The 25463-nt window shown below is 72.2% G+C and carries 31 protein-coding genes; 13 read left to right on the forward strand and 18 right to left on the reverse strand.

All coding sequences use genetic code 11. The features are described 5' to 3' along the window. Positions 1-161 precede the first annotated feature (161 nt). The gene (locus VA596_RS27260) at positions 162-1670 is read right to left on the reverse strand and encodes an FAD-dependent oxidoreductase (RefSeq protein ID WP_323331008.1); all 1509 of its coding nucleotides are present in this window, start codon (positions 1668-1670) and stop codon (positions 162-164) included. Between the two features lie 65 nt (positions 1671-1735). On the opposite strand from VA596_RS27260, the gene VA596_RS27265 reads away from it, so the two are divergent. Continuing rightward, positions 1736-2359, forward strand: coding sequence for a TetR/AcrR family transcriptional regulator (locus tag VA596_RS27265; protein WP_323331009.1), 624 nt, complete (start codon positions 1736-1738; stop codon positions 2357-2359). A gap of 17 nt (positions 2360-2376) precedes the next feature. Here VA596_RS27265 and VA596_RS27270 read toward each other — a convergent pair whose 3' ends face one another. After that, positions 2377-3255: a LysR family transcriptional regulator ArgP gene (locus VA596_RS27270; protein WP_458364017.1), complete on the reverse strand. Its 879-nt coding sequence runs from the start codon at positions 3253-3255 to the stop codon at positions 2377-2379. 70 nt (positions 3256-3325) lie between these two features. Here VA596_RS27270 and VA596_RS27275 point away from each other — a divergent pair, with 70 nt between their 5' ends. After that, the gene (locus tag VA596_RS27275) at positions 3326-3928 is read left to right on the forward strand and encodes a LysE/ArgO family amino acid transporter (protein ID WP_323331011.1); all 603 of its coding nucleotides are present in this window, start codon (positions 3326-3328) and stop codon (positions 3926-3928) included. On the opposite strand, the gene VA596_RS27280 is transcribed toward VA596_RS27275, so the two are convergent. The 8 genes from VA596_RS27280 to VA596_RS27315 form a co-directional block, all read right to left on the reverse strand. Further along, positions 3929-4423: a methylated-DNA--[protein]-cysteine S-methyltransferase gene (locus VA596_RS27280; protein ID WP_323331012.1), complete on the reverse strand. Its 495-nt coding sequence runs from the start codon at positions 4421-4423 to the stop codon at positions 3929-3931. Next, a complete protein-coding gene (locus VA596_RS27285) occupies positions 4423-4800 on the reverse strand; it encodes a hypothetical protein (RefSeq protein ID WP_323331013.1) in 378 nt (125 codons plus the stop codon). The genes VA596_RS27280 and VA596_RS27285 overlap by 1 nt, the downstream gene beginning before the upstream one ends. Continuing rightward, positions 4797-5510, reverse strand: coding sequence for a 2OG-Fe(II) oxygenase (locus VA596_RS27290; protein ID WP_323331014.1), 714 nt, complete (start codon positions 5508-5510; stop codon positions 4797-4799). The genes VA596_RS27285 and VA596_RS27290 overlap by 4 nt, the downstream gene beginning before the upstream one ends. Positions 5511-6428: 918 nt before the next feature. Continuing rightward, positions 6429-7022, reverse strand: a complete 594-nt coding sequence (locus VA596_RS27295; RefSeq protein WP_323331015.1) for a methylated-DNA--[protein]-cysteine S-methyltransferase — start codon at positions 7020-7022, stop codon at positions 6429-6431. Further along, complete coding sequence (locus VA596_RS27300; protein ID WP_323331016.1) at positions 7019-7501, reverse strand: RNA polymerase sigma factor; 483 nt, start codon at positions 7499-7501, stop codon at positions 7019-7021. Before VA596_RS27300 ends, VA596_RS27295 begins: the two co-directional genes overlap by 4 nt. 43 nt (positions 7502-7544) lie before the next feature. Further along, positions 7545-8762, reverse strand: coding sequence for a transporter (locus tag VA596_RS27305; protein ID WP_323331017.1), 1218 nt, complete (start codon positions 8760-8762; stop codon positions 7545-7547). 161 nt (positions 8763-8923) lie between these two features. Further along, positions 8924-9697, reverse strand: a complete 774-nt coding sequence (locus tag VA596_RS27310; protein ID WP_323331018.1) for a putative protein N(5)-glutamine methyltransferase — start codon at positions 9695-9697, stop codon at positions 8924-8926. Positions 9698-9717: 20 nt separating this feature from the next. After that, positions 9718-10227: a L,D-transpeptidase gene (locus VA596_RS27315; protein ID WP_323331019.1), complete on the reverse strand. Its 510-nt coding sequence runs from the start codon at positions 10225-10227 to the stop codon at positions 9718-9720. Positions 10228-10365: 138 nt separating this feature from the next. Here VA596_RS27315 and VA596_RS27320 point away from each other — a divergent pair, with 138 nt between their 5' ends. Genes VA596_RS27320 through VA596_RS27335 form a run of 4 tightly spaced genes read left to right on the forward strand, consistent with a single transcriptional unit; the run spans position 10366 to position 12812 of the window. After that, positions 10366-11091, forward strand: coding sequence for a transglycosylase SLT domain-containing protein (locus VA596_RS27320; RefSeq protein WP_323331020.1), 726 nt, complete (start codon positions 10366-10368; stop codon positions 11089-11091). Between the two features lies 1 nt (position 11092). After that, complete coding sequence (locus tag VA596_RS27325) at positions 11093-12121, forward strand: CHAP domain-containing protein (protein ID WP_323331021.1); 1029 nt, start codon at positions 11093-11095, stop codon at positions 12119-12121. Next, a complete protein-coding gene (locus VA596_RS27330) occupies positions 12118-12387 on the forward strand; it encodes a YbaB/EbfC family DNA-binding protein (RefSeq protein WP_323331022.1) in 270 nt (89 codons plus the stop codon). Before VA596_RS27325 ends, VA596_RS27330 begins: the two co-directional genes overlap by 4 nt. After that, positions 12384-12812 (forward strand): hypothetical protein, encoded by a 429-nt coding sequence (locus VA596_RS27335; RefSeq protein ID WP_323331023.1) that lies wholly within the window; start codon positions 12384-12386, stop codon positions 12810-12812. The genes VA596_RS27330 and VA596_RS27335 overlap by 4 nt, the downstream gene beginning before the upstream one ends. 16 nt (positions 12813-12828) lie before the next feature. Here the strand turns inward: VA596_RS27335 and VA596_RS27340 are convergent, their stop codons facing one another. Further along, entirely contained in the window at positions 12829-13602 is a 774-nt protein-coding gene (locus VA596_RS27340) for an ESX secretion-associated protein EspG (RefSeq protein WP_323331024.1), read from the reverse strand. Between the two features lie 48 nt (positions 13603-13650). Here VA596_RS27340 and VA596_RS27345 point away from each other — a divergent pair, with 48 nt between their 5' ends. Then, complete coding sequence (locus VA596_RS27345; protein ID WP_323331025.1) at positions 13651-14436, forward strand: helix-turn-helix transcriptional regulator; 786 nt, start codon at positions 13651-13653, stop codon at positions 14434-14436. A 4-nt stretch (positions 14437-14440) separates the two neighbouring features. Here VA596_RS27345 and VA596_RS27350 read toward each other — a convergent pair whose 3' ends face one another. The 5 genes from VA596_RS27350 to VA596_RS27365 form a co-directional block, all read right to left on the reverse strand. After that, entirely contained in the window at positions 14441-14992 is a 552-nt protein-coding gene (locus tag VA596_RS27350; RefSeq protein WP_323331026.1) for a hypothetical protein, read from the reverse strand. Then, positions 14989-15672: a hypothetical protein gene (locus VA596_RS27355; RefSeq protein WP_323331027.1), complete on the reverse strand. Its 684-nt coding sequence runs from the start codon at positions 15670-15672 to the stop codon at positions 14989-14991. The genes VA596_RS27350 and VA596_RS27355 overlap by 4 nt, the downstream gene beginning before the upstream one ends. A 302-nt stretch (positions 15673-15974) precedes the next feature. Then, a complete protein-coding gene (locus VA596_RS50710; RefSeq protein ID WP_410171929.1) occupies positions 15975-16364 on the reverse strand; it encodes a type VII secretion target in 390 nt (129 codons plus the stop codon). Then, positions 16361-17533, reverse strand: a complete 1173-nt coding sequence (locus VA596_RS27360; protein ID WP_323331028.1) for a PPE domain-containing protein — start codon at positions 17531-17533, stop codon at positions 16361-16363. The genes VA596_RS50710 and VA596_RS27360 overlap by 4 nt, the downstream gene beginning before the upstream one ends. Beyond that, entirely contained in the window at positions 17526-17999 is a 474-nt protein-coding gene (locus VA596_RS27365; RefSeq protein WP_323331029.1) for a hypothetical protein, read from the reverse strand. Before VA596_RS27365 ends, VA596_RS27360 begins: the two co-directional genes overlap by 8 nt. 126 nt (positions 18000-18125) lie before the next feature. Between VA596_RS27365 and VA596_RS27370 the strand changes: the two genes are divergently transcribed. Continuing rightward, complete coding sequence (locus VA596_RS27370) at positions 18126-18272, forward strand: hypothetical protein (protein WP_323331030.1); 147 nt, start codon at positions 18126-18128, stop codon at positions 18270-18272. Position 18273: 1 nt separating this feature from the next. Here VA596_RS27370 and VA596_RS27375 read toward each other — a convergent pair whose 3' ends face one another. Then, positions 18274-19650: an APC family permease gene (locus VA596_RS27375; protein ID WP_323331031.1), complete on the reverse strand. Its 1377-nt coding sequence runs from the start codon at positions 19648-19650 to the stop codon at positions 18274-18276. A gap of 171 nt (positions 19651-19821) precedes the next feature. Between VA596_RS27375 and VA596_RS27380 the strand changes: the two genes are divergently transcribed. The 5 genes from VA596_RS27380 (at position 19822) to VA596_RS27400 (ending at position 24288) form a co-directional block, all read left to right on the forward strand. After that, positions 19822-20316 carry an Lrp/AsnC family transcriptional regulator gene (locus VA596_RS27380; RefSeq protein WP_410171930.1) on the forward strand — a complete coding sequence of 165 codons (495 nt, stop codon included), beginning with the start codon at positions 19822-19824 and terminating at the stop codon, positions 20314-20316. Positions 20317-20433: 117 nt separating this feature from the next. Beyond that, positions 20434-21828 (forward strand): aspartate aminotransferase family protein, encoded by a 1395-nt coding sequence (locus VA596_RS27385; protein ID WP_323331033.1) that lies wholly within the window; start codon positions 20434-20436, stop codon positions 21826-21828. A 160-nt stretch (positions 21829-21988) separates the two neighbouring features. Next, positions 21989-23203, forward strand: coding sequence for a cytochrome P450 (locus VA596_RS27390; protein ID WP_323331034.1), 1215 nt, complete (start codon positions 21989-21991; stop codon positions 23201-23203). Positions 23204-23248: 45 nt separating this feature from the next. Then, complete coding sequence (locus tag VA596_RS27395; protein ID WP_323331035.1) at positions 23249-23650, forward strand: hypothetical protein; 402 nt, start codon at positions 23249-23251, stop codon at positions 23648-23650. Positions 23651-23652: 2 nt separating this feature from the next. Beyond that, positions 23653-24288 (forward strand): response regulator transcription factor, encoded by a 636-nt coding sequence (locus tag VA596_RS27400; protein WP_323331036.1) that lies wholly within the window; start codon positions 23653-23655, stop codon positions 24286-24288. A gap of 39 nt (positions 24289-24327) precedes the next feature. On the opposite strand, the gene VA596_RS27405 is transcribed toward VA596_RS27400, so the two are convergent. Further along, positions 24328-25458, reverse strand: a complete 1131-nt coding sequence (locus tag VA596_RS27405; RefSeq protein ID WP_323331037.1) for a S53 family peptidase — start codon at positions 25456-25458, stop codon at positions 24328-24330. Positions 25459-25463: the final 5 nt, after the last annotated feature.

The following is a 25463-nucleotide window of genomic DNA, read 5'->3' on the forward strand; positions in this document are numbered from 1 at the left end:
CGGTCGGACGGGTTCGCCGAAGCGCTGGTGGCCTATTTCCGATGGGGTCGGTTCGGCTGAACCACCGGCGTGGCTCCTTCCGGTCAGGGGCGCGCCAGGTCCCTGACGCGCCCCTTTTCGGTCGGGCAGGTTCGCCGGGCCACCGGCGTGTCCCTTTTCGGTCAGGCGGGTTCGCCGAACCACCGGTGCAGCGCGGGTTCCAGGCCCGCGGTGGTGCCGTCCTCGGTGGCCCAGGCGATGTGCCCGTCCGGGCGGATCAGCACCCCCGTCAGGGCGGGCTCGGTCTTCGCGGTGAGCACCCCGACCCGATCGGCCCAGCCGCTCGCCGTGCCGCGCAGGTCCGGGGAGTCGGCGAGGTCCAGCAGCAGGCCCTTGCCGTCCTGGAGGTGCTCGCCGAGCCGGGTGCCGTCGGCGAACGCGAAGTCGGGGGCGCCGCGGCCGGTGAGGTCGTGCTCGCCCTCGATCGGGTAGCGGTGCAGCACGCCGGAGAGCTTCTTGGCCAGGTAGGTCGCGCCGTCGCCGGTGTTCAGCAGGTCGGTGACGACGTGGCGCAGGGCCTTCGCCCGCTCGTCGGTGCGCATCAGCGCGATCTGCGCCCGCGTCCACTCGAGCACCCACTCGCCGATCGGGTGCCGTTCGGAGGTGTAGCTGTCGAGCAGGCCGTCCGGCGCCCAGCCGCGGATCGTCGCGGCCAGCTTCCAGCCGAGGTTGACCGCGTCGCCGACGCCCAGGTTGAGGCCCTGCCCGCCGAACGGCGAGTGCACGTGCGCCGCGTCGCCCGCCAGCAGGACCCGGCCACGGCGGTAGGTGCTCGCCTGGCGCGCGTTGTCGGTGAAGCGCGTCGCGGTGTGCACCTTCGTGACGCGAACGTCCATTCCGGACACTCGACGCAGGCTGTCTTCCAGCTCCTGCGCGGTGATCGGCGCGTCACGGTCCTCGGGCGGCCCGTCGAACTCGACGGTCAGGATCCGGCCGGGCATCGGCCCGTGGACGTAGATGCCGCCGTCGGTGTGGTTCCAGCCGGGCCGGAGCGCTTCGGCGCCGGTCAGCTCGACCAGCGCCTGCCGCCCGGTGACGGCGGGGTCGGTGCCCGGGAAGTCGAACCCGGCCCCCTTGCGCACCAGGCTGCGGCCGCCGTCGCAGCCGACCAGCCAGCCCGCGCGGATCTCGTCGTCGCCGAGGTGGACGGTCACGCCGTCGTCGTCCGCCTCGAACCCGGTCAGCTCGACCCCGCGGCGCACCTCGACCCCCAGCTCGGCGGCGCGTTCGGCGAGCAGGGCCTCGATCGCCTGCTGCCGGACCACGACCACCCCCGCGGCCGGCCCGACGTCACGGAACGCCGGATCCTCGAAGTCGACGCCCGCCGAGCTCACCATGATCCCGGCGAAGTGCCCCACCGGCGGCACCATCTTGCCCGTGGGGGCGCCACGGCTCTTCATGAACTCGCGCATCCGTGCCATGTCTTCCTGCACCAGCGCCTGGAGCGCGGGCAGCATGCCGCGGCGGTAGAACGCCTCGGCCGTCGGCAGGTTGATGGACCCCGCCTTGATCGTCTGGTCCGGTTCGGGCAGCCGTTCGGCGACGAGCACGTCGACGCCCGCCATCCGCAGTTCGCAGGCGAGCATCAGGCCCACCGGTCCGCCCCCGGAGATCACCACATCCCTGTTCATGCCTTCGATGATGCCGACAAACTTTTACCGAGTCAAACTTTGTGCTCGGTCTATACTCTCGGTCCATGGCGGATCACGGACTGCGCGAGCGCAAGAAGCGGGCGACCCGGCAGCTCATCGCGGACGTCGCGTCCGGGTTGTTCATCCAGCGCGGCTTCGAAGAGGTGACGGTCGCCGAGGTGGCCGAAGCGGCCGGCGTGTCCAAGATGACCGTCTTCAACTACTTCCCGCGCAAGGAGGACCTGTTCCTCGACCGCCACGCCGATCGCTTGGCCGACCTGGTCTCGGCGGTGCGGACCCGTCCGCCCGGCGTTTCGGCGGCCGAGGCATTGAGACGCCACCAGCACGATCTGCTGGCCGCGGGTCACCCCCTGTCGGGAGCAATCGCGGGCGGCCCGGGTTTCTGGTGGGTGCTGAAGTCGAGCCCGGCCCTGACGGCGCGTTGGTACGAGCAGGAGCGCGAGATCGCGGAGGCGTTCGCCGAGGTCTTCACGGAGGAAACGGGCGACGCGTTCCGCTCCCGCATGGCGGCCGGCCTCCTGACCACGGCGATCACGACGGTCTTCAGCCACGCAATGAACCGCATAGTCGCAGGCGACGACACGGAGACGGTTCGCCGAGAGCAGGTCGCGGTCATCGACCAGGCGTTTGACCTGGCGGAACACGGGGTGGGCAACTACCCGGGCTGAGCTTGGTGGGCGTCCCGTCAGCGCAGTGCTCGCTTCGCGCCTTTCGCGACCGCGTCGGCCACCGCGGCCAGGGCTGGTGAATCGAGTTTCCACTGCTGCCAGTGCAGCGGGACGTCGAGTGGGTGGTCCGGGGCGAGGTCCACCAGGGTGCGCTCGGCCGCTTGGGCTTCCGGGACCATGCCCCAGCCGAGGCCGGCCGCCACCGCGTCCGAGAAGGACTCCGATGCCGGGATGTGGTGGCGCACCATCGTGAAGCTCCGGCGCCGGGTGAGGGCGCGGAGGAAGCGGTCCTGGAGGTCGTCCTTGCGGTCGAACACGACCACCGGGGCCGTGGGGAGCAGCTGGGGGAGCGGGGCGCCCGTCAGGCGGCGTTCGACGAACTCCGGGGACGCCATCGCGCGGTAGCGCATCCGGCCGAGGCGGCGGGACGTGCAGCCCTGCACCGGCTGGGGCGCCGCCGTGACCGCGGCCATCACCAGGCCTTCGCGCAGGAGTGCCGCCGTGTGGTCCTGGTCCTCGCGCTGGAGGTCGAAGCAGATCCCCAGGTTCTCGGGCACCGCGGCGAGGGCGGGCAGGAACCACGTCGCCAGGGAGTCGGCGTTCACCGCGATCGACAGCGTTCGCGTGCCCTCCGCGCCGAGGCCCAGCTCGCCGAGCGCGTCCTGCTCCAGCTGGGCCAGCGACCGCGCGAACCGCACCACCACCTTGCCCGACTCCGTGAGGCGCACCGGTTTCGTCCGCAGCAGCAGCACACGGCCGGTGCGCTGCTCCAGGGCCTTCACCCGTTGGCTCACCGCCGACGGCGTCACGTGCAGCACCGACGCCGCGGCGTCGAAGCTTTGCTCGTCGACGACGGCGAGCAGGGTCCTGACCTGGTCGAGCGGCAGATCCGACATCACGAGCGCTAATGTTACGTAAGAATCTTTAGCTGGAGTAATACAGCGGTCGCCCCCTAACGTCGGTGTCGTGCTCGCTCTTCTGCTGGCCGGGTTCGGTACCGGCCTGTCCCTCATCGTCGCGATCGGCTCACAGAACGCCTTCCTGCTGCAACAGGGCCTGCGCGGCGGCGCCGTGGTGCCCCTCGTCGTCATCTGCGCCGTGTCCGACCTGGTCCTGATCGGCCTCGGGGTCAGCGGCCTCGGCGCCGTCCTCGGCCGGTGGCCGACCGCGATCGGCGTGATCGCCGTGGGCGGCGGCCTGTTCCTGCTCGGCTACGGCGCGCTGGCCGCGCGGCGGGCGTTCCGGCCGTCGGTGATGAACGTCGGCGAAGAGCGCACGCCGCTGCGCAAAGCCGTCCTCACCTGCATCGGCTTCACCTGGCTCAACCCGCACGTCTACCTCGACACCGTGCTGCTGCTCGGCTCGATCGCGGTCGCCCACGGCGACGGACGCTGGCTCTTCGGCTTCGGTGCCTGCATCGCCAGCGCCGTCTGGTTCAGCGCGCTGGGGTTCGGCGCCCGCCGCCTGGCCGGGGTGTTCGCCCGGCCGGCGGCGTGGCGCGCCCTCGACGTCCTCATCGCCGTGACGATGACCGGCCTCGGCGCGACGATGCTGCTCAGCCGCGTCTGATCACCAGAGCTGCCCCCTGTCCTCGGCCGGCGGGCGTTCCAGGTCCAGCAGGAACTCCTTGCGCTTCAGGCCGCCCGCGTACCCGGTGAGCTTGCCGTTCTTCCCGACGACGCGGTGGCACGCCACCAGGATGCTCAGTGGGTTGCGCCCGACCGCCGCGCCCACTTCGTGCGGCAGCCCGCCGACGGCCTTCGCGAGGTCGCCGTACGTGGCCGTCTCGCCGTACGGGATCTGGTCGATCGCGGCCCAGACGTCCCGCTGGAACTGGTCACCCTCGGCGCGCGTCGGGACGTCGAACTCCGTGCGCTGACCGGCGAAGTACTCCTTCAGCTGCCGGACGGCTTCCGGGAACGCCGTGTCGTCACGCTCGCCGAACGTCGTCCGGTCCGGTCGCGTCCAGTGGTGCGGGAAGTACAGGCCGGTGACGACGGTGCCGTCGTCGTCGCCGACCAGGGTGAGTTCGCCGATCGGCGAGTCGATGATCGCGTGTTTCATCAGTTCTCCCAACTACTGCCGTCCGCCCGCACGCCACGCAGGCCGGGCAACGGACATTCTTCGAGGGCGGCCGTGACCACCGTCCGATATGGACTCCACGACGTCGAGGCCGCCAGCCGCCGGGCCATTCCGGCCCAGCCGGCCGGGGTCGCGCTGACGACCCAGACGTCCGGGTCGGGTGCCGCGAACCGGCGGGCCTGACGCAGCCACGACGCCGCCGTCTCCGGCCAGGTCACCGTCGCCAGGACCAGCCCGCCCCACGCTTCGGCGATCCGCTCGCCGTCCGCCCGTGACACGGTGTCGGCCGCGGTGCCGATCACGATGTGCCGAGCTTTCCCCAGCATGCGCATCACCGCCTTGAGTTCCTCGTCGGTCATGCCGCGTCGTGGAAGACGAGGCCGAGCGTGTGGCGGCGCCCCGAGCGGACGGCCGAGACGCCGTGGCGCACCGGGGACGCCGACCAGCCGCGGGCCGAGCGGACGGGGCGGTCGCGGGTGGTGAACACCAGGCCGTGGCCCTGGGGGATGAGCGTCGCCGTGCCACGGGACTGCGCCCGCGGCCGCTGCTCGACCAGGAGGAACTCGCCGCCGGTGTGGTCGGTGCCCGGGTCGTTCAGGTTGATCACCACCTGCAGCGGGAAGACCTTGTCGCCGTAGAGGTCGCGGTGCAGGGCGTTCCAGCCGCCCTCTTGGTAGCGCAGCAGGATCGGTGTCGGCCGGGCCTGGCCGGCGTCGTGGCAGATCGCCAGCCACTCGTCGAGGGTGTCGGGCCACTCGGCGTCCCGGCCGAGCCGGGCTGCCCAGTCCCGCGCGATCGGCAGCAGCCGCGGGTAGAGCGCCTGCTGCAGCGCGTGGACCGGTTCCGGGAACGGCTCGGCGAAGTAGTGGTAGTCGCCGTGGTCCCCGAACCGGTGCCGCCGCAGGTTCACCGTCGCCCGGAAGCGCTCGGGTTCATCCCAGAGCGCGACGAGTTTCGCGCACTCCGCGGGCGTGAGCAGCCGCGGCAGCAACGCGCAGCCGTAGTCGTCGACCTCGGTGGTGACCGCGGCCCAGTCAGCCGAGGCGACGCGCTTCTCGAAAGTGCTCATATCAGGTAGACGCGTGGGCGGGGCGAAACGTGAGATCGGGGTTTTTCGCCGGGTGGTGGCGAGGTTTCCGGGCCTGTCTGGAAGCTGGACGCACGTGGTGGAGTCGGGGCTCGCGTGGCTGGGGCCGGATTGGCTTGAGTGGGCGGGTCTTGCGTGTTGAGGGATGTGAGTCGTTGAGGCCGGGATTCGCGTGATCAGAGCCGTAACTCGCGTGATCAGGCTCGGAATTGGCGTGATCCGAGCCGTGACTCGTGTGACCAGGGCCGGACTCCGCGAGCAGAGGCAGGCCTGTGCGGCCAGGGCTGGGGCTCGTGTTAACAGCGGCAGAACCTGCGTTTTCAGGGGTGGAACCGGTGATCGGGGCCGGGACTCGTGTCGTTGGGGCCGGATTGGGGTGAGTGGGACGGGGCTTGCGTGATGAGGGCCGTGATTCGCGTGATCAGAGCCGAAACTCACGTGGTCAGGATCGGAATCAGCGTGAGTGGGGTGGTGATTGATGTGGTTGTGGTCGGGGGCTCGTGTGTCCAGGACCGGACTCCGCCCGCGGCGGTGCGACTCGTGATCTGGGCTGCGGCTTGTATGACCTGGGGCGGTCTTTCCGCGATCAGGGGCAGAGCTGGTGCTCAGGGGCGGGACTCGGGTGATCGGGGCTGCGGCTCATGCAGTTGGGGTCGGGACTCGCGTGACTGGGTCGGAAGTCCAGCGATCGGCGGGCCAGATACCTGTGTGCTCAGGGGTGGGACTCGGCTGATCCGCGCCGCGGTTCGTGTGGTTGGGGTCGGACTCGCGAGGCTGGGCCGGAAGTCCCGCGATCGGGGGCAGAGACCTGTGTGGTCAGAGGCGAGAGTCGAGTGATTGGGGCTGGGACTCGCGTGAGGGGGTCGTTGCTCGCGAGGTCCGGCTCGATCGACCCGAAACTCAGGCCGCTTCCATCGTCAGCAGGGTTCGCTTGGCGTCCTCGCCTCCCGCGTACTGGCCGTACGAGCCGTCCGAGCGGACCACTCGGTGGCAGGGGACCACCAGCGGCAAGGGGTTCATCGCGCACGCCGTGCCTACTGCTCGGACTGCCTTCGGGCTTCCTGCGGCCGCGGCCACCTGGGCGTAGCTTTCCGTGTGGCCGTAGCCGATGTCCGGGAGGTGTTCCAGGACCGACAGGCGGAAGCCGCGGGCCAGGCGGAAGTCCAGGGGGACGTCGAACGCGCGGCGGCCGCCGGTGAAGTACTCGTCCAGCTGGCGGGCCACCGGGTCCAGGCGGGACGGGGCCCGGAGGATGCGGGGGCTGATCGTCGACGCCAGGGCGGCCAGGACCGCGTCGTGGTCCTGGCGGTCGAAGGCCACCTTGACCAGGCCGCGGTCCGTTGCGGCGAGCAGCAGGGGGCCGACCGGGGAGTCGACCGTGCGGTAGGCGAGGTCCAGCAGACCCTCACGCTCCGCGTCGGCGACCAGCCGCTCGTGCAGGTGGTCCGGGTTGAGTTCGATGTCCATCGGAAGCGACGCGAAGATGTCCGTCATGAGTGCGCTCCTTCCAAGCTCACGGGGTAGGTGGCCCGCAGGGCCTTGACGCCGTCGGCGGCCGCCCGGCGGGCGGCGTCCGTGGTGCCCCCGGTGATCTCCGCGATCTCGCGGTAGGGCAGCCCGGCCAGGTAGTGGTAGGCGACGGCGGCGCGCTGCTTGTCCGGCAGCTTCGCCAGCGCGTTCCACAGGTCGCCGTCCCATTCCTCGGCTCGTCCGGGCCGGTCTGGGACTTCGCCGACCGGGACCGGGCTACGTGCTTGGGCGCGGGTGACGTCGATGGCCTTGCGGTGCGCGATCGTGACGAGCCACGCCTGGACGTTCGCGTCGGCGGGCAGCTCGGGGTACGCCTTCAGCGCCGAGAGGAAGGTCTCCGACCAGGCGTCTTCGGCGTCGGCGGGGCCGAGCACGGCCCGGCAGACCCGGAGGACCATCGGCCCGTGCTCGGCCACGACTTGCTCGAACGGTTTCACGATCACACCTTGTAGACGCCCACGACGCCGAAACGTGAGATCGAGTTTGTCACGCGTACGGGTAGACCCAGTAGCCGTCCCCGTCGAGCAGGTGGTTCGCGACGAGGAACTGCCGGACGTTCGCCAGCAGTGCCTGGTAATCACCGCTCAGTACCGGCTGGACCGCGTAGGACGCGCCGCGGTCGACGCCCGGCGTGGGCAGCGTCGCGCCGTCGTAGGTGGTGTCGAACGGGTAGGCCGCGCAGGCGTTGACCAGCCCGTCCGGCCGGGTCGCGTAGCCCGGGCCCCAGTGCTGGGTGCAGGCCAGCTCGGCGGTCGTGCGGTGGGCCGCCTGGGCCGCCGTGTCGTAGTGCAGCCGCGTGACCGGGTACGTCCGGTTCGCGCCGGTGCCCTGGTAGCCGGGGTTGCCCGGGACGAAGTGGCCCTGCCGGAGGCCGGGATAGGTGTTCGAGAAGCTGGTCATCGCGTTCCGGACCAGCGTGGCCGACGCCGTGAAGCCGGACGTCGCGGAGTTGTCCAGGATGTAGAGCGGCTGGAACCCGAACGCGCAGTCGCTGCCCGCCGCGTACGCCGGGTCCAGCTGGCGGGCGATGTCGCAGCGGAGGTACGCGCTGTGCGCGCCCGTCACGAGCGTCGTCCGGTCACCGGTCTCCTCGGCGACCAGGTGCCGCTCGCCGACGTACCAGGTGCGCTGCTCGGCCTGCACCGACGGCGAGTCGGCGGGGGAGGCGGGATCCGTGCCCTCCATGGTGAACACGTGCGTCTCGTCGGACTGCGCCCGCCAGTCCGCGACGCTCTTGAGCACCTGCGCGCTCGCGTCGTCGCAGTGCGCGGTGCCGGTGGTGTACCGCGGGCCGCAGCTCATCGAGACGCCGAACCTCATCGCGTCGGTGACCACGCCGGTCAGCGACCAGCCGACCATCCGCGTCGCGACCTCGAGACGCCGTTGTGCGGGCAGGAGGTTGCTGGTCGAGATGACCCGCGCCCAGGCCGTGCCGATGACCGCGCAGCCCGCCTCGGGACAGGCGAAACGCTGGTAGGTCATGTCCGTGATGGTGCAGCTGGCGAACCGGTTCTTCGTCCAGTAGCCGTTCTTGATGTCCTTGTGGCATTCGTCGAACGTCACCGGGGTCGGGACGTTCTGGTCGAGGCCCGAAAGCTGCTGGGCCTGCGCCGCGGTGGCGGCGGGGACGGCGCGGAAGACGCCGACCGACCGGTCGGGCGCCGCGTGCGCGACGCCCGGAATGATCGAGAACAGCACGGCCACGATTCCGAGCGCGCCACCGAGCCTTCTTCGAAAAGGCATTACTCCCCATTTCTGCCGATCCGGAAATCGATTCACGGACAAGGGCTGTCACGCTAGCGCAGCCCGATCGGCGGGGTCACTCCGACGAAGGAGTGAACGGAAAGTGTTGCCCTATGAGGCAATCACACGTTCGAGGCGGTTCCGCTCACGACGGTGGCACCCAGTTCCGCGGAATTGTGCACCCGCGGTGACAGTCCGGCCGCGGCGAAAATTTCCCCGGCGACGGGAGCCTGCCGCTCACTCGATTCGATCAGCAGCACGCCGCCCGGGGCGAGCCAGTCCGGAGCACCCGCGGCCACCCTCCGGGCGAGGTCGAGGCCGTCCGCGCCGCCGTCGAGCGCGGACAGCGGTTCGTGCAGCCGAGCCTCCGGCGGCATGGTCGCGACGGCGTCCGACGGCACGTACGGCACGTTCGCCAGCAGCACGTCGACGCGGCCGCGCAGGGAAGCCGGCAGGGCGTCGTAGAGATCGCCCAGGTACACCTCGCCGGGCACGTTGACGCGGGCGCACTCGACGGCCGCCGGCTCGACGTCGGTGGCGTGCAGCTCGGCCGGACGGCGAGCGGCGGCGAACGCGGCCCCGAGCGCGCCGGACCCGCAGCACAGGTCGAGCACGACCGGCTTCGGGGGAGCCAGCGCGACGGCGACGTCGACCAGGAACTCCGTGCGGCGCCGCGGCACGAACACCCCGGGCGCCACGGTGATCCGCAGGCCGTGGAACTCCGCCCAGCCGAGCAGGTGCTCCAGGGGGAGGCCCGCGACGCGGCGCTCGACCAGCTCGTCGAGCTCGGCGTCCGTGGTCGCGGCGGCGAGCAGCAGGTCCGCCTCGTCTTCGGCGAACACGCAGCCGGCGGCGCGCAGCTTCAGGACGACGTCGGCGTGGGGGGTGGCGGGCACGGATCACCGTACCCCGCGGCTCAGGCCCGGACCTGCACCGCGTCGCCGACGCCGAGCCCGTCGAAGAACGCCGCCGAGTCCGTGTCGGACAGGTGCACGCAGCCGTGGGACGGCGCGTCCAGGGGCCCGGCATGGAACGCGATGCCGCCGGCGGCGAAGAACACCGAGTTGGGCATGTTCGTGCCGTAGATGCTGCTGTGGTGGTCGCGGTCCTTCCAGACGACGTGGAACGACCCGGCCGGCGTCGCCTGGTCCGGCGGGCCGAACCCGGCCGGGACCGGGCCGCGCACCACGTGGCCATCGCGCAGCAGCCAGGCCAGGTGCTGCGACAGGCTCACGCACGCGCCGGTCTTGACGTCGCAGGGCGGCGACGGCGGCGGCGTGGTGGTGGCCGGCGTCGGGGTCGCCGAGGTGGTCGGCGGGAGCGTCGAAGGCTCCGCGATCAGGCTGGGCGTCGTCTCCCTCGGCGCGGCGCAGGCCGCCGTGACCAGCAGGAACCCCAGCAGGGCCACCGCCCGCGTGCTGCGCATCCGTCGTCTCCTCGTTGTCGTGCGTCCGCAGACCAGTACGGGTGAAGGGCCTCGAAGGTTGAGCCGGGCGTGCAACCGGCGTGTCCCTGCGTGCAGCCCGGCTACCGCGGCGGGTACCCGGACGGTCAAGGTCGAACCATGACCAAGCTGAGCGCCGAGCAGATCGCCCGGCACGCCTACGACGCCGGGTTCCGCGGCCAGGGCCTGACCACCGCGGTCGCCGTCGCGCTGGCCGAGTCCGGCGGGCGCACGACCGCGCACAACGCGACCCCGCCGGACAACTCCTACGGCCTCTGGCAGATCAACATGCTGGGCGCGCTCGGCCCGGACCGGCGCCACCAGTACCACCTGAAGTCGAACGACGCGCTGTTCGACCCGGACACGAACGCCCGGGTCGCGAAGGACATCTCGAGCGACGGCCACGACTTCACGCCCTGGTCGACGTACACGAACGGCGCCTACAAGGACCACCTGGCCGCGGCGCGCAAGGCCGCCCAGGACGTCACGAAGCACCACGGCAAGCCGCAGTCCGCGGGGACCTCGAGTGGCGCGCTCCGCGTGGACGACGCGGTGCTGCACGCCTACGTCAAGCGCACCCACGGCGTCGCCGACGCGCTGGGTGGCGCGGGCGGGCACCTCGGTGACGTCCGGGACATCGCCGGGGACAGCTTCGGCAGGATCGGCAAGGAGTCCGGGTTCGCCGACGCGCTCGCCGGCTTCGGGCTGGCCCTGCAGAAGCAGGTCAAGGGCGTCGGCACGCACGCCACGGGGCTCGCGACCGCCGCGCAGAAGGCCGCCAAGTCCTACCGCGACCACGAGACGGCCACCGCCGCCGCCCTCGACGAACACGCCCGACGGAGCTGACATGGACACCACCGCGCTCGCGCACTCGTTCGCGCAGGACCTCATCGCGCACCGCAACAAGCTCGCCGGGAAGGCCGAGGACGCCATCCGCGCCGAATACGCCCTCAACCGGGTGGCGGCCTCCCTGGACGACCAGCACGCCGCCTACCACAAGGAAAGCAGCACCGTCCTGGGCCACTGGGACGGCCACGGTTCCGACGGCTTCAAGCACAACAGCGCGAAGCTGACGAAGGAGCTGAAGGTGACCGGCGCCGCGGGGGCGGCGGCCGAGAAGGTCGTCGCGCACGTGGCGTCCACAGTGGACGCCGGGCACACGGCCGTGCAGCGGCTCGTCGAGGAGTACACCGCCAAGGCCAAGCAGGTCCTCGACGCCGGCACGTCCGCCGGGACGCAGGCCGCGCTGATGCGGGCCGTCGGGCACGCCGCCGACCTCGCGCCGCACTACACGCGGCAGTCGGCGTCCACGCTGCGGCACGTCGACGCCGAGCTGAAGGCGGCGGCGAAGAAGCTGCAGGCGCTGCGGAAGGACCTGACGCACGACGGCGTCATGGACAAAGCCGTTGCCGCACATGCCAAAAAGCCCCACGGCGGCGGCACGAGCAAGGCGTCCGCCAAGGGCAAGGACGTCGTCCACGCGGCGCGCACGCAGCTCGGCGTCCGCGAGAACCCGCCGGGCAGCAACAAGAACCCGTACGGGCCGACCGCCGCGTGGTGCTCGTCGTTCGCGACGGCGATGTGGCGCAAGGCCGGCGTGAAGATCCCGATCCTGCCGTTCAGTGGCGACGTCTACCACTGGGGCCAGGAGAACGGGCACGCGTACGGCAAGAACTCGCTGCACGACGCGCGCCCGGGTGACGTGCTGATCTTCGGCACCGGCCCGCAGAACACGTCGACGAGCACGCACATCGGCATCGTCGAGAAGGTCGAGGGCGACAAGGTCACGATGATCGAGGGCAACTCCGGGGACGCCGTCCGCCGGAACACGCACACGCTCTCGTCGTCGACGTTCTACGGAGGGGTCCACCCGTGATCACCGGAAAAGCCGCCGACCGGACGGTCGCCGTGGAGGTCGCGCCCGGCGGGGCGCTGCAGGAGCTGACGCTCGAGGTGTCGGCGCTGCGGCTCGAGCCGGACGAGCTGGCGCGCCGGATCCTGCTGCTCACCGCGGCCGCGTCGGCCCGCGCCACGGCGTCACTCCTCCACACCCTTCCCGAAGGCGACCTGGACGCGCTCGGCCTGAACACGCCCGGGGAGACGGCCGAAGAGACGACGCCCGAAAGCTGGCGAGCCCAATGAGCGCCGAGCGCACGGCCGTGGAACTGGCCGACGACGCCTTCGCGGCGCCCGACCCGGGCTACGGTGCCCGGCTGGCGTCGATCCGCGCCGCCGCGGCCGCCGACGGTGTCTCGGTGGTGGTGGACCTGCACGGGTCCCTGGTGGACCTGAGGTTCGACCGGTGGGCGCTGAACCGCTCGCCGGGGGAGCTGTCGGCAGTGGTGAAGCGGCTGGCGGCCGAGGCCGCGGCCGACGCGCTGCGGCAGGGCCGCGAGGTGCTGGGGGAGCTGCTGCCCGCCGAGCGGGAGTGGGGCCCGGAGACACGGCCGGTCCGGTCCGGCGAGCCGTACGCGGAGCAGGCCTGGGGGCCGGAAACCCGGCCCGTGCGGCTGGCGCGCCCGGTGCCCGAAGAGGACTCGTTCACCCCGTCGAAATGGGCCACCTGACCCGGCCGGGGATGCGCTACCGGGCGTCGTCGGTCAGGCGGGTGACGCGGTCGGCGAACCAGGCGTCGTCGGCCGGGGTCACCATCACCCACGGTTCGCCGCCCGCGTTCTCCGGCGTCACGGCGTAGCGGCCCGCCGCCGTGTCGAACCAGGCGAGCACCGGGGTCCGGCCCGCCGGGCCGGTCGCGGCCAGCTGGCCCGCGGCGTACCGCTCGGCCGTGACCAGGGTCGCCAGCGGCCGGACGGCGCGGCCGGTGATCCCGGCCGCGCCCAGCGCCCGCTCGAACGCGTCGTACCCGGCCTGCGCGTAGGCGTCCATCGCCGCCGAGTACGCCGCGCGCGGCAGCCGCAGCTGGTCACCCGGGCCCGGCGGCTGCGTGCCCAGCATGCGCGTCACCGCCGGCACGAGGTCGGCGGCGCGCAGCGGCTCCAGCACCAGGTCCCGCTCGTCCAGCACCGCCAGCACCCCGGCCGGGCCCTGGACGGCGGCGAGCAGCCGCCACGGCGCCTCCCCGAGCACCAGCGCGTCCACGCTCAGCGCGGGCGCCCCCAGCAGCACGAACAGGTCCGCCAGCGCCGGATCGACGTCGTCGCCGTCGGTGAGACCGGCCTCGGTGAGCCCGGCGAAGACGCGCACGCCCAGGTCGTCGCGCTCGGCGTGGGTGGCGCCGTGCGCCGGCACGTCGAACGGGTACGGCGGCGGCCCGCCCGGCCCCAGGTCCTCCCAGAGGAGATCGAATTCCAGATGCGACAGGATCACTCCCGACGCCGTCGCGGTACGCCGCGCCATGGTCCCCCTTCCCGTGGGATGCGGCCGCCGTCGGGCACGATGGTGCCGATGGCCGAGCCGCACTCAGTCGACGTACCCGCGACCGGGTACCTCGTCGTCCGTGCTTCCGGTGCCGCGGCCGCCCGCGCGGCCATTCTCGGGGGCCCGGCCGCGCCCGAGAGCGTCCAGCTGCTGCTGCGCTGCCCGGTCCCGCGGGCGGTCGCCGAATCCGGGGCCAAGCTGACGTTCGCCGACGCGACCCTGCACCTGCAGCCGTCCGGTGTCGTGATGCTGACCGTCGCGGCGGCGAGGCTGTCGATCTCGTTCGCCGAGCTGCGGCCGCTGATGTTCCGGCCGGTCGAGGTGGACGCGCCGCTGCGGTCGCTGTTCGCCGGCGCGGTCGCGCACGTCCTGGCCGCGGGGCCGCGGCTCGATCCGCACGGCCTGGCCCACCACCTGCTCGGGCTCGCCGAGCTGGTGCTGCGCAGCGCGCTGCGCGTCGAGCTGGACCGGGTCGACGCGCTCGCGGCGCGAAGGCGGGAAGCGCTCGAGTACATGCGCGCGCACCTGGGTGAGCAGTCGCTGAGCGCGGACAAGATCGCCGAAGCGCTGTACATCTCGCGACGGCGGCTGTACCAGCTGTTCGACGACGGCCAGGGCGTCTCGGAACGGCTGAAGGGACTACGGATCGAGCGGGCCAAGACGCTGCTGACCGACCCGGCGAAAGCGGGCCGCGGCATCGCGGAGATCGCGCGCGACTGCGGGTTCGTCAGCGCGCCGCACTTCTCGCGGACGTTCCGCCGCGCGACCGGCCGGACGCCGCGCGAGTTCCGGGAGCAGGCCCTGCGGGGCTGACGCATCAGCGCCTCGCCTCGGCGCGGGGTTCCGCCGGCGTCAGGTCGACGCCCGCGACGAGCGTCCCGGCCAGCCCCGCGACCTCCAGCCAGCCGCGGCCGCCGGGGGAGTGCAGGGTGAACACCGCGGCGCGCGGACGGTCCGGGTCGAGCACGACGGCCTGCAGCTGCGCGCCCGCGAGACCGATCCGCTCGACGATCACCACCGGGTAGCCGCGGCCGGTGCGCGCGCTGCTGACCTCGCGGATGCCGGGGGTCTGGTCGGCGACGAAATGGCCGAGGTCCGCGGCGGCCGTCTCGTCGAGCGGGCCGTCGACCGGGACGATCCCGGCGATGAGCAGGGCCGGGTCGGCGTCGCGGTGCTCGACCAGCGCGAGCAGGCCGGCCCGCTGTTCGTGGGCGATCTCGGCGGACTGCACGGCGGCCGCTTCGAGGCCGAGGTCGCGGGCGGCGTCGGGGCCGCGCAGGCGCACCATGAGTGCGTGGAGCTCGGCGGTCGTGCGCTCGACCGAGGCCAGGCTCACCGGGCTGATCCCCGGCACGGCGGGCAGTTTCACCGGCCACCCAGAGCCGCGGTGAACGCGCCGACGGCGCCGGAGGGCGGGGTGACCGGGGTCCGCGCGACGATGACGCCGAGATCGCGTCCGGCTCGGGAGAAGGTGTCGAGATGTGTTGCCAGGCTTCGGAAATCGGGTGTGGCGAGGAGCGGGGCGCCGTCGCCGAGGGCCCGCAGCCGCTCGGCGACGCGGGTTGCTTCGGTTGTGTGGGCGCGTTCGAGGTCGCGGGCTTGGTCGAGGATTTGGTCGAGTTCTCGTTGTACGGCCGCGAGGTTATCGTGAGCTGCGGTCAGTTCTGCTTCTGTACCAGGGGAAAACTGGACGGTCGTCTGGGCGCGTTCGACGTCGTCCTGGGCGTCGACGAGCTTGCGCCGAGCGGTGACGGCCTGGTTGTCGAGGTCTTCGGCCTGGCGGCGGTGCGCGGCGAGGACCCCGGCCCAGCCGTCGAGCACGGCGGCGGCTTCGCGGAGTGCCCCGGGCACGGCGGCGAGGCCGGCACGGGTGCGTCCGGCGCGGTCGGCCAGGGCCTGCGCGGAGGGGCCGGCCCACTCGGGGATCTCGCCGGGGGTGGGCGCGTCACCGAGCTTGGCGGCGGCCGCTGAACAGCTACGCGCCGCTTCGGCGACGGCATCGGCGCTGCCGGGGACGGGGTCGAAGCCGAGACCCTGGAACTCAGCCATGGACTCGGCCGGTTCGGTCGGTGATCCGGCTGGGTGTGGGGTTGGCCGGAGCGGACTCGTGGCCCTGGGGCTCAGCCATCGGCCCGGCTGGGGAGTGGGCCAGCCGTGGCCGGGGCGAACTCGTGACCCTGGGGCTTAGCGATCCGCCCGGCCGGTTCGGTCGGTGGTCGGCTGGGCGCAGGTTCGCCGGCGCGGTGGCCGAGGCAAACTCGTGGCCTTGGGGCTCGGCCGTCGGGCCGGCCGGTTCGGTCGGCGGTTGGCTGGGGCGGAGGTTGGCCCGGGCGGACTCGCGGCCCTGGGGCTCAGCCATCGGCTCGGCCGGAATCGTCGACTATGGACTGGCCGAACCGGCCTGGGGCAGGGGGCCGAGACGGGGTTCGACCGAGGCCGTGGTCGTCCGGTCCGGCGATGCGGCCGAGGACCTCTGCTGCGCTCGTGTCCGCACCGCTGTAGGCCTTCGCGGCCGTGCGGACGCTTTCCGCTGCTGCCGCGTAGTCCGTCTGCACGGCTCTTATCCTTCCGGACCATTCCGCGGTCAGCGACGTGAGTGCTGCCGTCACCGCCCGTGGACCCAGGTCGCCGGTTGTGGTCGAGTCCACGTCGGCTGAGGCTGTTGCGAAGTCCTCGGCTGTCTCCTCCAGGCGGCGGGCCAGGGCGTTCAGGGCCGCTGGGTCGGCTTGGAAGCCCGTCATTCGCCGAACACCGGGGGGTAGGCTGGGGGCAGGTCGTCGAGCAAGTCGTAGCCGTTGGCGTACTTGTCTCGGTGCTCCGTGTCCTCCTCGCCTCGTGCGCCGCCCTGGTTGCCCGGTGGGTACATGCCGTAGCCGCCTGCCGCGCCGCGGGTTCCGCTGGTTCCGGGGCCGAAGCCGGACGTTCCGGTGCCCAAGCGGCCCGCGCCCGTCCCCGTGCCCTCGCCGAGTGCTCCGGTGCCGCCCGGCATGCCCGGGACGCCCGCGAAGCCGGGGACGGAGCTGCCCGCGCCGATCACTCCGTCGACTCCGGGCAAACCGGACAGGCCGGAGAGTCCAGCCAGGCCGGGGCCCGAGCCGGTGAGCGTGCCCGGCAGTACCCCCGCCGTCGTCGTCGAATCGTCGGGCGAGGAGCCGGGCCCAGGAGAAGGCGACGGCGAAGGCGTGGGTGTGGGCGTGGGCGTGGGAGAAGGAGAAGGCGGCACACGCGGCACCACCGGGTCCCCGTCGACGGCGCTCACCTGCGGCGCCGCGTCGAAGGCGGGTGGGAGGCGGTGGCGCACGTCGTGGCTTGCGCCCTCGTACTGCTCCATCACCCGGACCGCTTCGGCCTTCGCGTCGTCGGCCTGCTTCTTCGTCGGGAGCTTGTCGTCGAGCAGCTGGTCCAGCATGTACGTGCCCTCGGGCCCGTCCAGCCGCTTGACCGCGTAGCCCTCCTTGAACCACCGCTCGGCCCAGTAGTGCACCGGTTCCGGCATCCTCTTCTGGGCCTCGCCGATCGCCGAGGTGTAGGTGTCCAGGCCGTCGCCGATGTGCCGGGCGTTCTCGCCCGCCGTCGACGCCCAGCCCGTCAGCCGCTGCACCGAGTCCGCGGCCTGCGCGGCCGACGGCCCGCGCCACGACAGCAGCAGCTTCTGCACCACCGCGTGGACGTCGTCGGTGGCGTTGCCGACGCCCTCGGCGAGCTCGGCCCAGCGGTGCGCCTGCTCCCCGAGCTTCGGCGGCTCGGCCGACTGCACCATGTCCCACAGCTCGCGGTGGTCGTAGCTGTCCCAGTTGATCTTCCCGAAGGTGTCTTCCTGGTTGTTGACGGCCTTCTCGCGACGGACGCGCCGCGCCTTGGCCTTCTCACGCTTGGTCGGCTCGTGGTGCGTGGAGTGGAATTCAGGCATCCTGCGCCCCCGCGAGCGTCTCGGCGGCCTGCTCGTCGTTGCGCCGGTGGGTCGCGGCGACGGTGTCGAGCGCCTGCCGCAGCGAGGCCAGCTCGGTCAGGTACGACTGCAGCGCCGTCTGGACGCCGCCGGCCTCGGCGCCGCCGCGCAGCCCGAACGACGCGCGCATCCAGTGCGAGACGGGACCCTTGCCGTCGGCCAGCGGGGTGCCCAGGTCACGGGCGCTGTCGAGGTAGCCGGCGACCTCCTGGTACCGGTCGTCGAGGGCCTTCTGCGCGGCCGCGATCTCGGCGTAGTCCAGCGCGAGCACGTCACCGCCGTCGGCCACGAGCGCGGCCGAGCCGCCACCCGTCGGCCGGTCGACGCCCGAGGCCTTCTCCCGGGGTCCGTGCTCCTCCTGCTTCTCCCGCTGGTGCTCCGCGCGCAGCTGCCGCCGCGCGTCGGCCTCGTCGCGCACTGTCGCCATGGAGGTCCTTCCCTCGCCACCCAGGCGTCCATCTTGACCAATGCCCGGCGCGGAGACCAGCGGCACCCCCACCGCTGCACAGGTGGACACGAACACTGCACGCACCGGATAGGGCAGGATGTCCGAATGATCCCGAGCCGCTTCCTGACCGCCGCCGTCACCGTGGACACCGGGAGCCTGCCGGGCTGGATCTGGATCGCGGTCGCCGTCGTCGGCCTGCTGGCCGTGATCGTCGTCGGCATCCGGTTCCTGCGCGGCGGCCCGAAGCGGTGACCTACTCCTGCGGCACCGTCACGACCCACCGGCCGGGACGCCGGCGCAGGTAGCCCCACCAATACAGCGCCGAAACCAGCAGCACACCGGCCGTGATGCCCAGGTCGAGGGCACTCTGCTCGACCAGGATGTAGAGCAGCGCGGCGACGGCGAGCACCGGCACGACCGGCCACGCCGGCATCCGCCAGACGTGCGGCTTCCGGTGCGCGGCCCGGCGGGCGCCGAGCGCGGCGGCCGCGACGCTCAGGTAGAGCGCGACGACGGCGACCCCGGTCACGCCGTTCAGCGTGTCCACCGGCACGAAGCACAGGACGGCCTCGGACAGCCCGGTCACCAGCGTCGCCACCCACGGCGACCCGTAGCGGCGCCCGACCACGCTCATCGCGCGGTTGACCGGTTCCGGCCACGCGCGGTCGCGGGCCGAGGAGAACAGCACCCGCGAGTTCTGGATGACCATGACGATCACGGCGTTGACGATCGCCGCTGCGATGCAGAGGCTGATCGCGGCGCCGACGGCGGTGTTGCTCCAGCCGACGACCAGCGCGGTCAGGTCGAGCCCGGCGAGCGAAGCGGCGTCCGGCACGGCGAGCGTGATCGCGACGACCGGCACCAGGATGACGAGCGCGCTGATGCCGAGCGTCCAGAACACCGTCCGCGCGACGGTCCGGCGCGGCTCGCGCATCTCCTCGGCGAGGTAGACGGCGGTGCTGAAGCCCTGCACGACGAACAGTGCGACGGCGAGCCCGGCGATCACCGCGATCAGGCCGATCGTGCCCCCGCCGCCGAGGGTCGGCTTGACCAGAACGGCCGGGCTCTGTGAGGTGTGCGTGAAGGCCAGCAGCGACACGACGAAGATCGCGACCAGTTCGATGACCAGGAAGATCCCGGTGATCCAGGCGTTGGAGCGCAGGTTGAGCAGGCCCATCACGGTCGCCGCGAGCATCACGGCCGCACCCGCCACCGAGGGGTTGATGTCGACGACCGCGGCGAGGTAGTCCGAGACGCCGATGGCGATGATCGGCGGGACGACGAGGATGACGACGAACGACAGCATGAACGTCATCCAGCCGGCGAACCGGTTCGCGACCGTGGTGACCATCGCGTATTCGCCGCCGGCGCTGGGAACCAGCGTGCCCAGCTCGGAGTAGCAGAAGGCGACGCCGACGCAGAGCAGCACGGCGAGGGTGATGGTGAGCGCGGTGCCGGTGCCGAGTTCGCCGAACAGCGGCGGCACCAAGACGAACAGGGAGGACGCCGGTGTCACGCAGCTGAGCGTGAGCAGGGTGCCGCCGCCGACGCCGATGGAGCGGGTCAGCGTGCGGGGTCCGGCGGGTGCGGTGGCCGTGGCGGCCTCGGGCGGGGCTGGGGTGCGGGGCATGGGCGTTCCCTCCGGCCGGGGCAAGGTGCGACGGATGGAACAGCAAGGGTTTCGGTGTTGTCAACGCCGCAAAGACGACTAAATCCGTTGTCCCGAGTGCGCAAAGCCTTCGCATTCGGTGACCATCCGTGATCGATTCGCCGCGTTTGCCTGCGGTCGCCCGCGTCAGGGATGATCCCGGGCGTGAGCAGCCAGGACACCCCGAACCGGCCCGCGCCGCCGGTGCTCGACGACATCTCGCGGCAGATCATCGCGCAACTGCAGGAGGACGGCCGGCGCGCGTACGCGACGATCGGCAAGGCCGTCGGCCTGTCCGAGGCCGCGGTGCGCCAGCGGGTGCAGCGGCTGTCGGACTCCGGCGTCATCCAGATCGTCGCCGTCTCGGATCCCTTGCAGGTCGGGCTGTTCCGGCAGGCGATGATCGCGATCACGGTGGACGGTCCGCTCGAGCCGGTCGGCGACGCACTGGCCGAAATGGACGAAATCGCGTACGTGATCCTCTGCGCCGGGCGCTACGACGTGCTCTGCGAGGCGGTCTGTGCCGACGACGAGGCGCTGCTCGAGCTGATCTCCACCCGGATCCGCGCGCTGCCGGGCGTCCGGCACGCGGAGGCGATGGTCTACCTCAAGCTGCGGAAGCAGACCTACCAGTGGGGCACTCGCTGACCGTGACGACTAAATCCGAAGCAGTGATCGGCAACTCTGCCATGAATTAGTTGTTAACGATTGTTTCGGCGACTGGATCGCTTGCGTAACCTTGACGGCGCGTGCGATAACCGAGCCATGACCACTACCGCCGAGCCGGCCGCCACCGCCGACGCCGCGAGCCTCGCCCAGTCCGCTCGCAGCAACCTCTGGATGCACTTCACCCGCCACTCCGCCTTCGACGAGACCGACGTCCCGGTGATCGTGCGCGGCGAGGGCCCCTACATCTGGGACGCCCGCGGGAAGCGCTACCTCGACGGGCTCGCCGGACTGTTCGCGGTCCAGGTCGGCCACGGCCGTGAGGAGCTCGCCGAAGCTGCCGCGCGCCAGACGAAGCAGCTCGCGTACTTCCCGCTGTGGGGCCACGCGCACCCGTCGGCGATCGAGCTGGCCGAGCGGCTGGCCGCCGCGTCACCCGGCGATCTCAACCGCGTGTTCTTCACCGTGAGCGGCGGCGAATCGGTCGAGACGGCCTGGAAGCTCGCCAAGCAGTACTTCAAGCTCGTCGGGAAACCGACCAAGCACAAGGTGATCAGCCGCGCGCTGGCCTACCACGGGACGTCCCAGGGCGCGCTGTCGATCACCGGCATCCCCGGCGCGAAGGCCGACTTCGAGCCGCTGGTGCCGAGCACGATGCGCGTGCCCAACACGAACTTCTACCGCGCCACCGAGCACGCCGACGACTACGCCGCCTACGGCCGCTGGGCCGCCGACCAGATCGAGCAGGCCATCGAGTTCGAGGGCGCGGACACCGTCGCCGCGGTGTTCCTCGAGCCGGTGCAGAACACCGGCGGCTGCTTCGTCCCGCCGCCCGGCTACTTCGAGCGCGTGCGCGAGATCTGCGACAAGCACGACGTGCTCCTGGTGTCGGACGAGGTGATCTGCGCGTTCGGCCGGCTCGGGTACGACTTCGCCGCCAAGCGCTACGGCTACCAGCCGGACATCATCACCACCGCGAAGGGCCTGACGTCCGGGTACGCGCCGCTGGGCGCGGTGCTCGCGAGCGAGCGGCTGATGGACCCGTTCACCCGCGGCGCCACGACGTTCATGCACGGCTCGACCTACGGCGGGCACCCGGTGTCCTGCGCGGTGGCGCTGGCCAACCTCGACCTGATGGAGCGCGAGGATCTCTACGGCCACGTGCTGGCGAACGAGTCCGCGTTCCGGTCCACTTTGGACAAGCTGACCGACCTGCCGATCGTCGGTGACGTCCGCGGCGCGGGGTTCTTCTACGGCATCGAGCTGGTCAAGGACAAGGCGACCAAGGAGACGTTCAGCGCCGCCGAATCCGAGCGCGTGCTGCGCGGTTACCTGTCCGACGCGCTGTTCGAAGCCGGGCTCTACTGCCGAGCGGACGACCGCGCCGAGCCGGTCGTGCAGCTGTCGCCGCCGCTGATCTGCGACCGGCGCCAGTTCGACGAGATGGAGCAGATCCTGCGCGACACCCTGACCCAGGCGTGGAAGCTCCTCTAGGCGCTGCCGGAAAAGTCGTGTTCGTGCGAGCCGGTTAGCCCGGACGGGCAACGATTCTGCGGGGTGCCCGCCCGGCTGGGTACCGTGGATCTTGGGACCGGGGGGAGCGGCCGTCGCCGGCCTGCTCGCGCCGTCGGCCGCGCACCCGGGAGGATCCTCGATGACCGCGACCACGGACACCCCGCGCCTGCCGTTCGCGCGGCCGAACGTCCTGGAGATCGCCCCGCTCTACGACGTGCTGCGGCGCCAGGGGCCGGTGGTGCGCGTGACGACGCCGGTGGGTGACCCGGCGTGGCTCGTCACCGGGTTCGACCAGGTGCGGACCGTGCTGTCGGACCCGCGGTTCGGCCGGTCGCACCCGGCGCCGGAAGAGGCGTCCTCCTTGTCGGACGCGGCGATCCTCAGCCGGCCGCAGGGTGACCACGACACCGAGCACGCCGAGCACGCCCGGATGCGGAAGATGCTGGTCCCGTCGTTCTCCGCCAACCGGATGCGGCGGCTGGCCGGCCACGTCCAGGAGCTGGCCGACGGCTGCTTCGACGCGATGGACCGCGCCCACGCCGAGAACCCGGGTGAGCCGGTCGACCTGCACGAGGTTCTCTCGTTCCCGCTGCCGGTGCTGGTGATCTGCGAGCTGCTCGGCGTCCCGTACGAGGACCGTGACAAGTTCCGGGTGCTCTCGGACCGGATGGGCCGCACGGACATCGGGTCCGGCGCCGACGCCGCGCTCGACGAGTTCGCGGAGTACATGGGCGGGCTCGCCGCGGCGAAGCGGCGCAATCCCGCCCAGGACGTCGTGTCGGACATGGTCCGCGCCCAGGCCGGCGACCCGTCGTTCAGCGACGACGACCTCGCCCGGCTCGCCGCCGGCCTGCTGTTCGCCGGCCACGAGACGACGTCCAACCGGATCGACCTCGGCGTGTTGTTCCTGCTCACCGACCTCGCGCGGCGCGACGCGCTGGTCGCCGACCCCGAGGGCCGCGTCCACGGCGTCGTCGAGGAGATCCTCCGGATGTCGGCGCCGGGTGGGCTCGGCATCCTGCGGTACGCGCACGACGACGTCGACCTCGGCGGCGTGGCGATCGCCCGCGGCGATGCGATGGTCTTGTCGCTCGGGGCCGCCAACCGCGACGAGTCGGTGTTCCCCGACGCCGCGACGTTCGACCCGGACCGCAAGCCGAACGGGCACGTCGCCTTCGCCTACGGCGGCTGGTTCTGCATCGGCGCCAGCCTCGCGCGCACCGAGCTGCGGGTGGTGTTCGGCTCGCTGTTCCGCCGGTTCCCCGGCCTGCGGCTGGCCGTCGGCGTCGACGAACTCGAGGTCCGCGTGAATCGGGTCACCGGGGGAGTGGACCGCGTGCCGGTCCTCTGGTAGACCGAAGCGGCTTCGACGCCGCTATCACCGGAAAGACAGGGCAGCATGGCGCTGTGGGACACGCTCGCGATGGACGACAAGCTCGTCAAGGTGCTGAAGGAGATTCCGCCGGGCCCGGACGCGGGGGACTTCGGTCCCGCCTACGTGACGATCCACCAGCTTGCGGTGGAGCTCGACCAGCGGTTCCCGGAGGTGCGCCGCCAGCTCGACGTGCCGCTGGGCGGTGGCGCGAGCCGGCACAACGGGCTCGTCGAGCTGCTCGGCAAGGAGCTGGTCGACAAGATCAAGCGCTACGGTGACGTGTACCCGATCGAAGCCGCCCAGCTGTCGTCCGTGCGGTTCCGCGAGCTGCGGCTGCGCGGTCCGGGCGGGCGCGACCTGGTCGGCGCGTCGCGCACCGACCTGCCGCTGATCCGCCTGCGGCCCAAAGACAAGCCCGAGGACTGAGGATGCTCCCACCGCCGCCGGTCCGGGTCATGGTGGCCGAGCGCGACCCCGGCGTGCGGGACCGCCTGAGCGGGATCCTCGCTGAGGCGGACGGCATCGAGGTGGTCGGCTCGGTCGGCGACGCGACGGCGACCCGCGCCACCCTCCGGCGGCGGCTGCCCGACGTGGTGCTGCTGGACCCGCGCCTGGCGCCGCTGGACCCGGTTTCCCGGCGCCCGGCGGTGGTCGTGCTGGCCACGTTCGACTCCGAGGCGGGGATCCTGCGCGCGCTGGGGGACGGTGCGGCGGGGTTCCTGCTGCGCTCGGCCCGCCGCAACGAGCTGATCAAGGTGGTCCGGCTGGCGGCCGACGGTCACGTGGTGCTCTCCCCGGACGCCTCCCGCCGCCTGGTCTCCGCGGCGACGCGCCTGTCCGGCCCCCGCGACGAACGGCTGGCCCGGGTGGACCTGCTGTCGGAGCGCGAGCGGGAGGTGCTGGTCGGCATCGGCTCCGCCCTGACGAACGTCGAGATCGCGACGCGGCTCGAGCTGCCGGGGCCGGTGGTGCGGGCACTCGTCGCGCAGGTCGTGCGGAAGCTCGGCTGCGCGCACCGGACCGAGGCCGGCCTGCTGGCGATCGAACGCGGCCTCTGCCGCTGACGGCCTCCCCGGGCGCTCGGGGAGGCCGTCACCGGTCAATCAGAACCCGCCGAGGCCGTTCGGGACGCCGACGCCGGTCGGGGCGTCGTACCCCGCACCGGCCACGCACAGGTAGTCGCCGCCGCATTTCGCGCCGCCGCCCACCGGGTCGTTGTTCCCTGCCGTGACGTCGGTGAACTGTGCTGCCCGTGCGTAGAGATCAGCCGGTTGCGCGACCCCCGCGCGGCCGGACCGGCCGTACAGCCCGGCGACGAACGGCGCCGACGCGCTGGTGCCGTACACCGGCAGCCAGCCACCCGCGTCGGTGTTGTAGATCGCCAGGCCGTCGGCGACCGCCGAGACGTCCGCGACCGCCCGCTTGCCGCAGTGAGTGTCCTTCTGCCACTTCGGTTTCGCGACGTAGGCCGAGCAGCCGCTGCCGCCGTAGGTCCACGCCTGTTCTTCCCAGCCACGCGGGGAGTCCGGGTTCCTCGCCAGTGATGTCCCGCCGACCGCGACGGTCGTCGCCAGCGCCGCCGGGTAGCTCGCCGCGGTGAACCCGGAGTCGCCCGAGGAGGCCACCACCGTTACGCCCACGTGCTGGTAGTGGCTCGCGAACGCCAGTTGCGCGCCGCCTTCCCGGGATCCGTAGCTGTTCGACACCACCTTCGCGCCCAGCCGGACGGCCGTGTCCTCGGTCTCCGCGAGGTCGGCGAACCCGGGCGTGGTGCCCTCCACGACGACGATCCGGCACGACGGGCACGCCGCGGACACCATCGAGACGTCCAAAGTGGACTCCACCGCCCAGCCGAAGTCGGCTTCCGGCAACGGCGCCGCACCGCCCTGCTGGTTCACCTTCCGGAAGCAGCCGTTCGCCGTGGTGCACGGCGGCAGGCCGTACTGCGCCCGGTAGGTGGCGAGGTCGGCCTCCAGATTGGGCGCGTCGTAGGCGATCGAGATGCCGACGACCGTGCCGGGCCCGGTGCCCGCGGGCAGCCGGTAGGTCGAGGCCAGGTCGTCGGCACCCCAGCCGGCCGGGCCGTCGGCCAGGGCACGGGTGGCCCCCGGCGTGAACGTGGTGAGGCAGCGCAAGACGCCCGGTCCCGTGTCGGGACAGGCCGCGCGTGGCGCAGGCGCGGCGGACGCGGCCGGCGCCAGTGCGATCGTCGCCGCGCACAAGGCAATCAGCACACCGA

Source organism: Amycolatopsis heterodermiae (assembly GCF_034929455.1).
Lineage (GTDB): Bacteria > Actinomycetota > Actinomycetes > Mycobacteriales > Pseudonocardiaceae > Amycolatopsis > Amycolatopsis heterodermiae.

What these genes read in the sequence shown, in the direction of transcription:
- VA596_RS27315 (WP_323331019.1), bottom strand. Translation starts at nt 10,227, where the DNA reads ATGCGCAGCACGCGGGCGGTGGCCCTGCTGGGGTTCCTGCTGGTCACG.
- VA596_RS27370 (WP_323331030.1), top strand. Translation starts at nt 18,126, where the DNA reads ATGATCCCGAGCCGCTTCCTGACCGCCGCCGTCACCGTGGACACCGGG.
- VA596_RS27380 (WP_410171930.1), top strand. Translation starts at nt 19,822, where the DNA reads ATGATCCCGGGCGTGAGCAGCCAGGACACCCCGAACCGGCCCGCGCCG.
- VA596_RS27345 (WP_323331025.1), top strand. Translation starts at nt 13,651, where the DNA reads ATGGCCGAGCCGCACTCAGTCGACGTACCCGCGACCGGGTACCTCGTC.
- VA596_RS27400 (WP_323331036.1), top strand. Translation starts at nt 23,653, where the DNA reads ATGCTCCCACCGCCGCCGGTCCGGGTCATGGTGGCCGAGCGCGACCCC.
- VA596_RS27355 (WP_323331027.1), bottom strand. Translation starts at nt 15,672, where the DNA reads ATGGCTGAGTTCCAGGGTCTCGGCTTCGACCCCGTCCCCGGCAGCGCC.
- VA596_RS27325 (WP_323331021.1), top strand. Translation starts at nt 11,093, where the DNA reads ATGGACACCACCGCGCTCGCGCACTCGTTCGCGCAGGACCTCATCGCG.
- VA596_RS27360 (WP_323331028.1), bottom strand. Translation starts at nt 17,533, where the DNA reads ATGCCTGAATTCCACTCCACGCACCACGAGCCGACCAAGCGTGAGAAG.
- VA596_RS50710 (WP_410171929.1), bottom strand. Translation starts at nt 16,364, where the DNA reads ATGACGGGCTTCCAAGCCGACCCAGCGGCCCTGAACGCCCTGGCCCGC.
- VA596_RS27320 (WP_323331020.1), top strand. Translation starts at nt 10,366, where the DNA reads ATGACCAAGCTGAGCGCCGAGCAGATCGCCCGGCACGCCTACGACGCC.
- VA596_RS27285 (WP_323331013.1), bottom strand. Translation starts at nt 4,800, where the DNA reads ATGACCGACGAGGAACTCAAGGCGGTGATGCGCATGCTGGGGAAAGCT.
- VA596_RS27265 (WP_323331009.1), top strand. Translation starts at nt 1,736, where the DNA reads ATGGCGGATCACGGACTGCGCGAGCGCAAGAAGCGGGCGACCCGGCAG.
- VA596_RS27295 (WP_323331015.1), bottom strand. Translation starts at nt 7,022, where the DNA reads ATGACGGACATCTTCGCGTCGCTTCCGATGGACATCGAACTCAACCCG.
- VA596_RS27280 (WP_323331012.1), bottom strand. Translation starts at nt 4,423, where the DNA reads ATGAAACACGCGATCATCGACTCGCCGATCGGCGAACTCACCCTGGTC.
- VA596_RS27270 (WP_458364017.1), bottom strand. Translation starts at nt 3,255, where the DNA reads ATGTCGGATCTGCCGCTCGACCAGGTCAGGACCCTGCTCGCCGTCGTC.
- VA596_RS27390 (WP_323331034.1), top strand. Translation starts at nt 21,989, where the DNA reads ATGACCGCGACCACGGACACCCCGCGCCTGCCGTTCGCGCGGCCGAAC.
- VA596_RS27395 (WP_323331035.1), top strand. Translation starts at nt 23,249, where the DNA reads ATGGCGCTGTGGGACACGCTCGCGATGGACGACAAGCTCGTCAAGGTG.
- VA596_RS27335 (WP_323331023.1), top strand. Translation starts at nt 12,384, where the DNA reads ATGAGCGCCGAGCGCACGGCCGTGGAACTGGCCGACGACGCCTTCGCG.
- VA596_RS27375 (WP_323331031.1), bottom strand. Translation starts at nt 19,650, where the DNA reads ATGCCCCGCACCCCAGCCCCGCCCGAGGCCGCCACGGCCACCGCACCC.
- VA596_RS27340 (WP_323331024.1), bottom strand. Translation starts at nt 13,602, where the DNA reads ATGGCGCGGCGTACCGCGACGGCGTCGGGAGTGATCCTGTCGCATCTG.
- VA596_RS27260 (WP_323331008.1), bottom strand. Translation starts at nt 1,670, where the DNA reads ATGAACAGGGATGTGGTGATCTCCGGGGGCGGACCGGTGGGCCTGATG.
- VA596_RS27365 (WP_323331029.1), bottom strand. Translation starts at nt 17,999, where the DNA reads ATGGCGACAGTGCGCGACGAGGCCGACGCGCGGCGGCAGCTGCGCGCG.
- VA596_RS27290 (WP_323331014.1), bottom strand. Translation starts at nt 5,510, where the DNA reads ATGAGCACTTTCGAGAAGCGCGTCGCCTCGGCTGACTGGGCCGCGGTC.
- VA596_RS27385 (WP_323331033.1), top strand. Translation starts at nt 20,434, where the DNA reads ATGACCACTACCGCCGAGCCGGCCGCCACCGCCGACGCCGCGAGCCTC.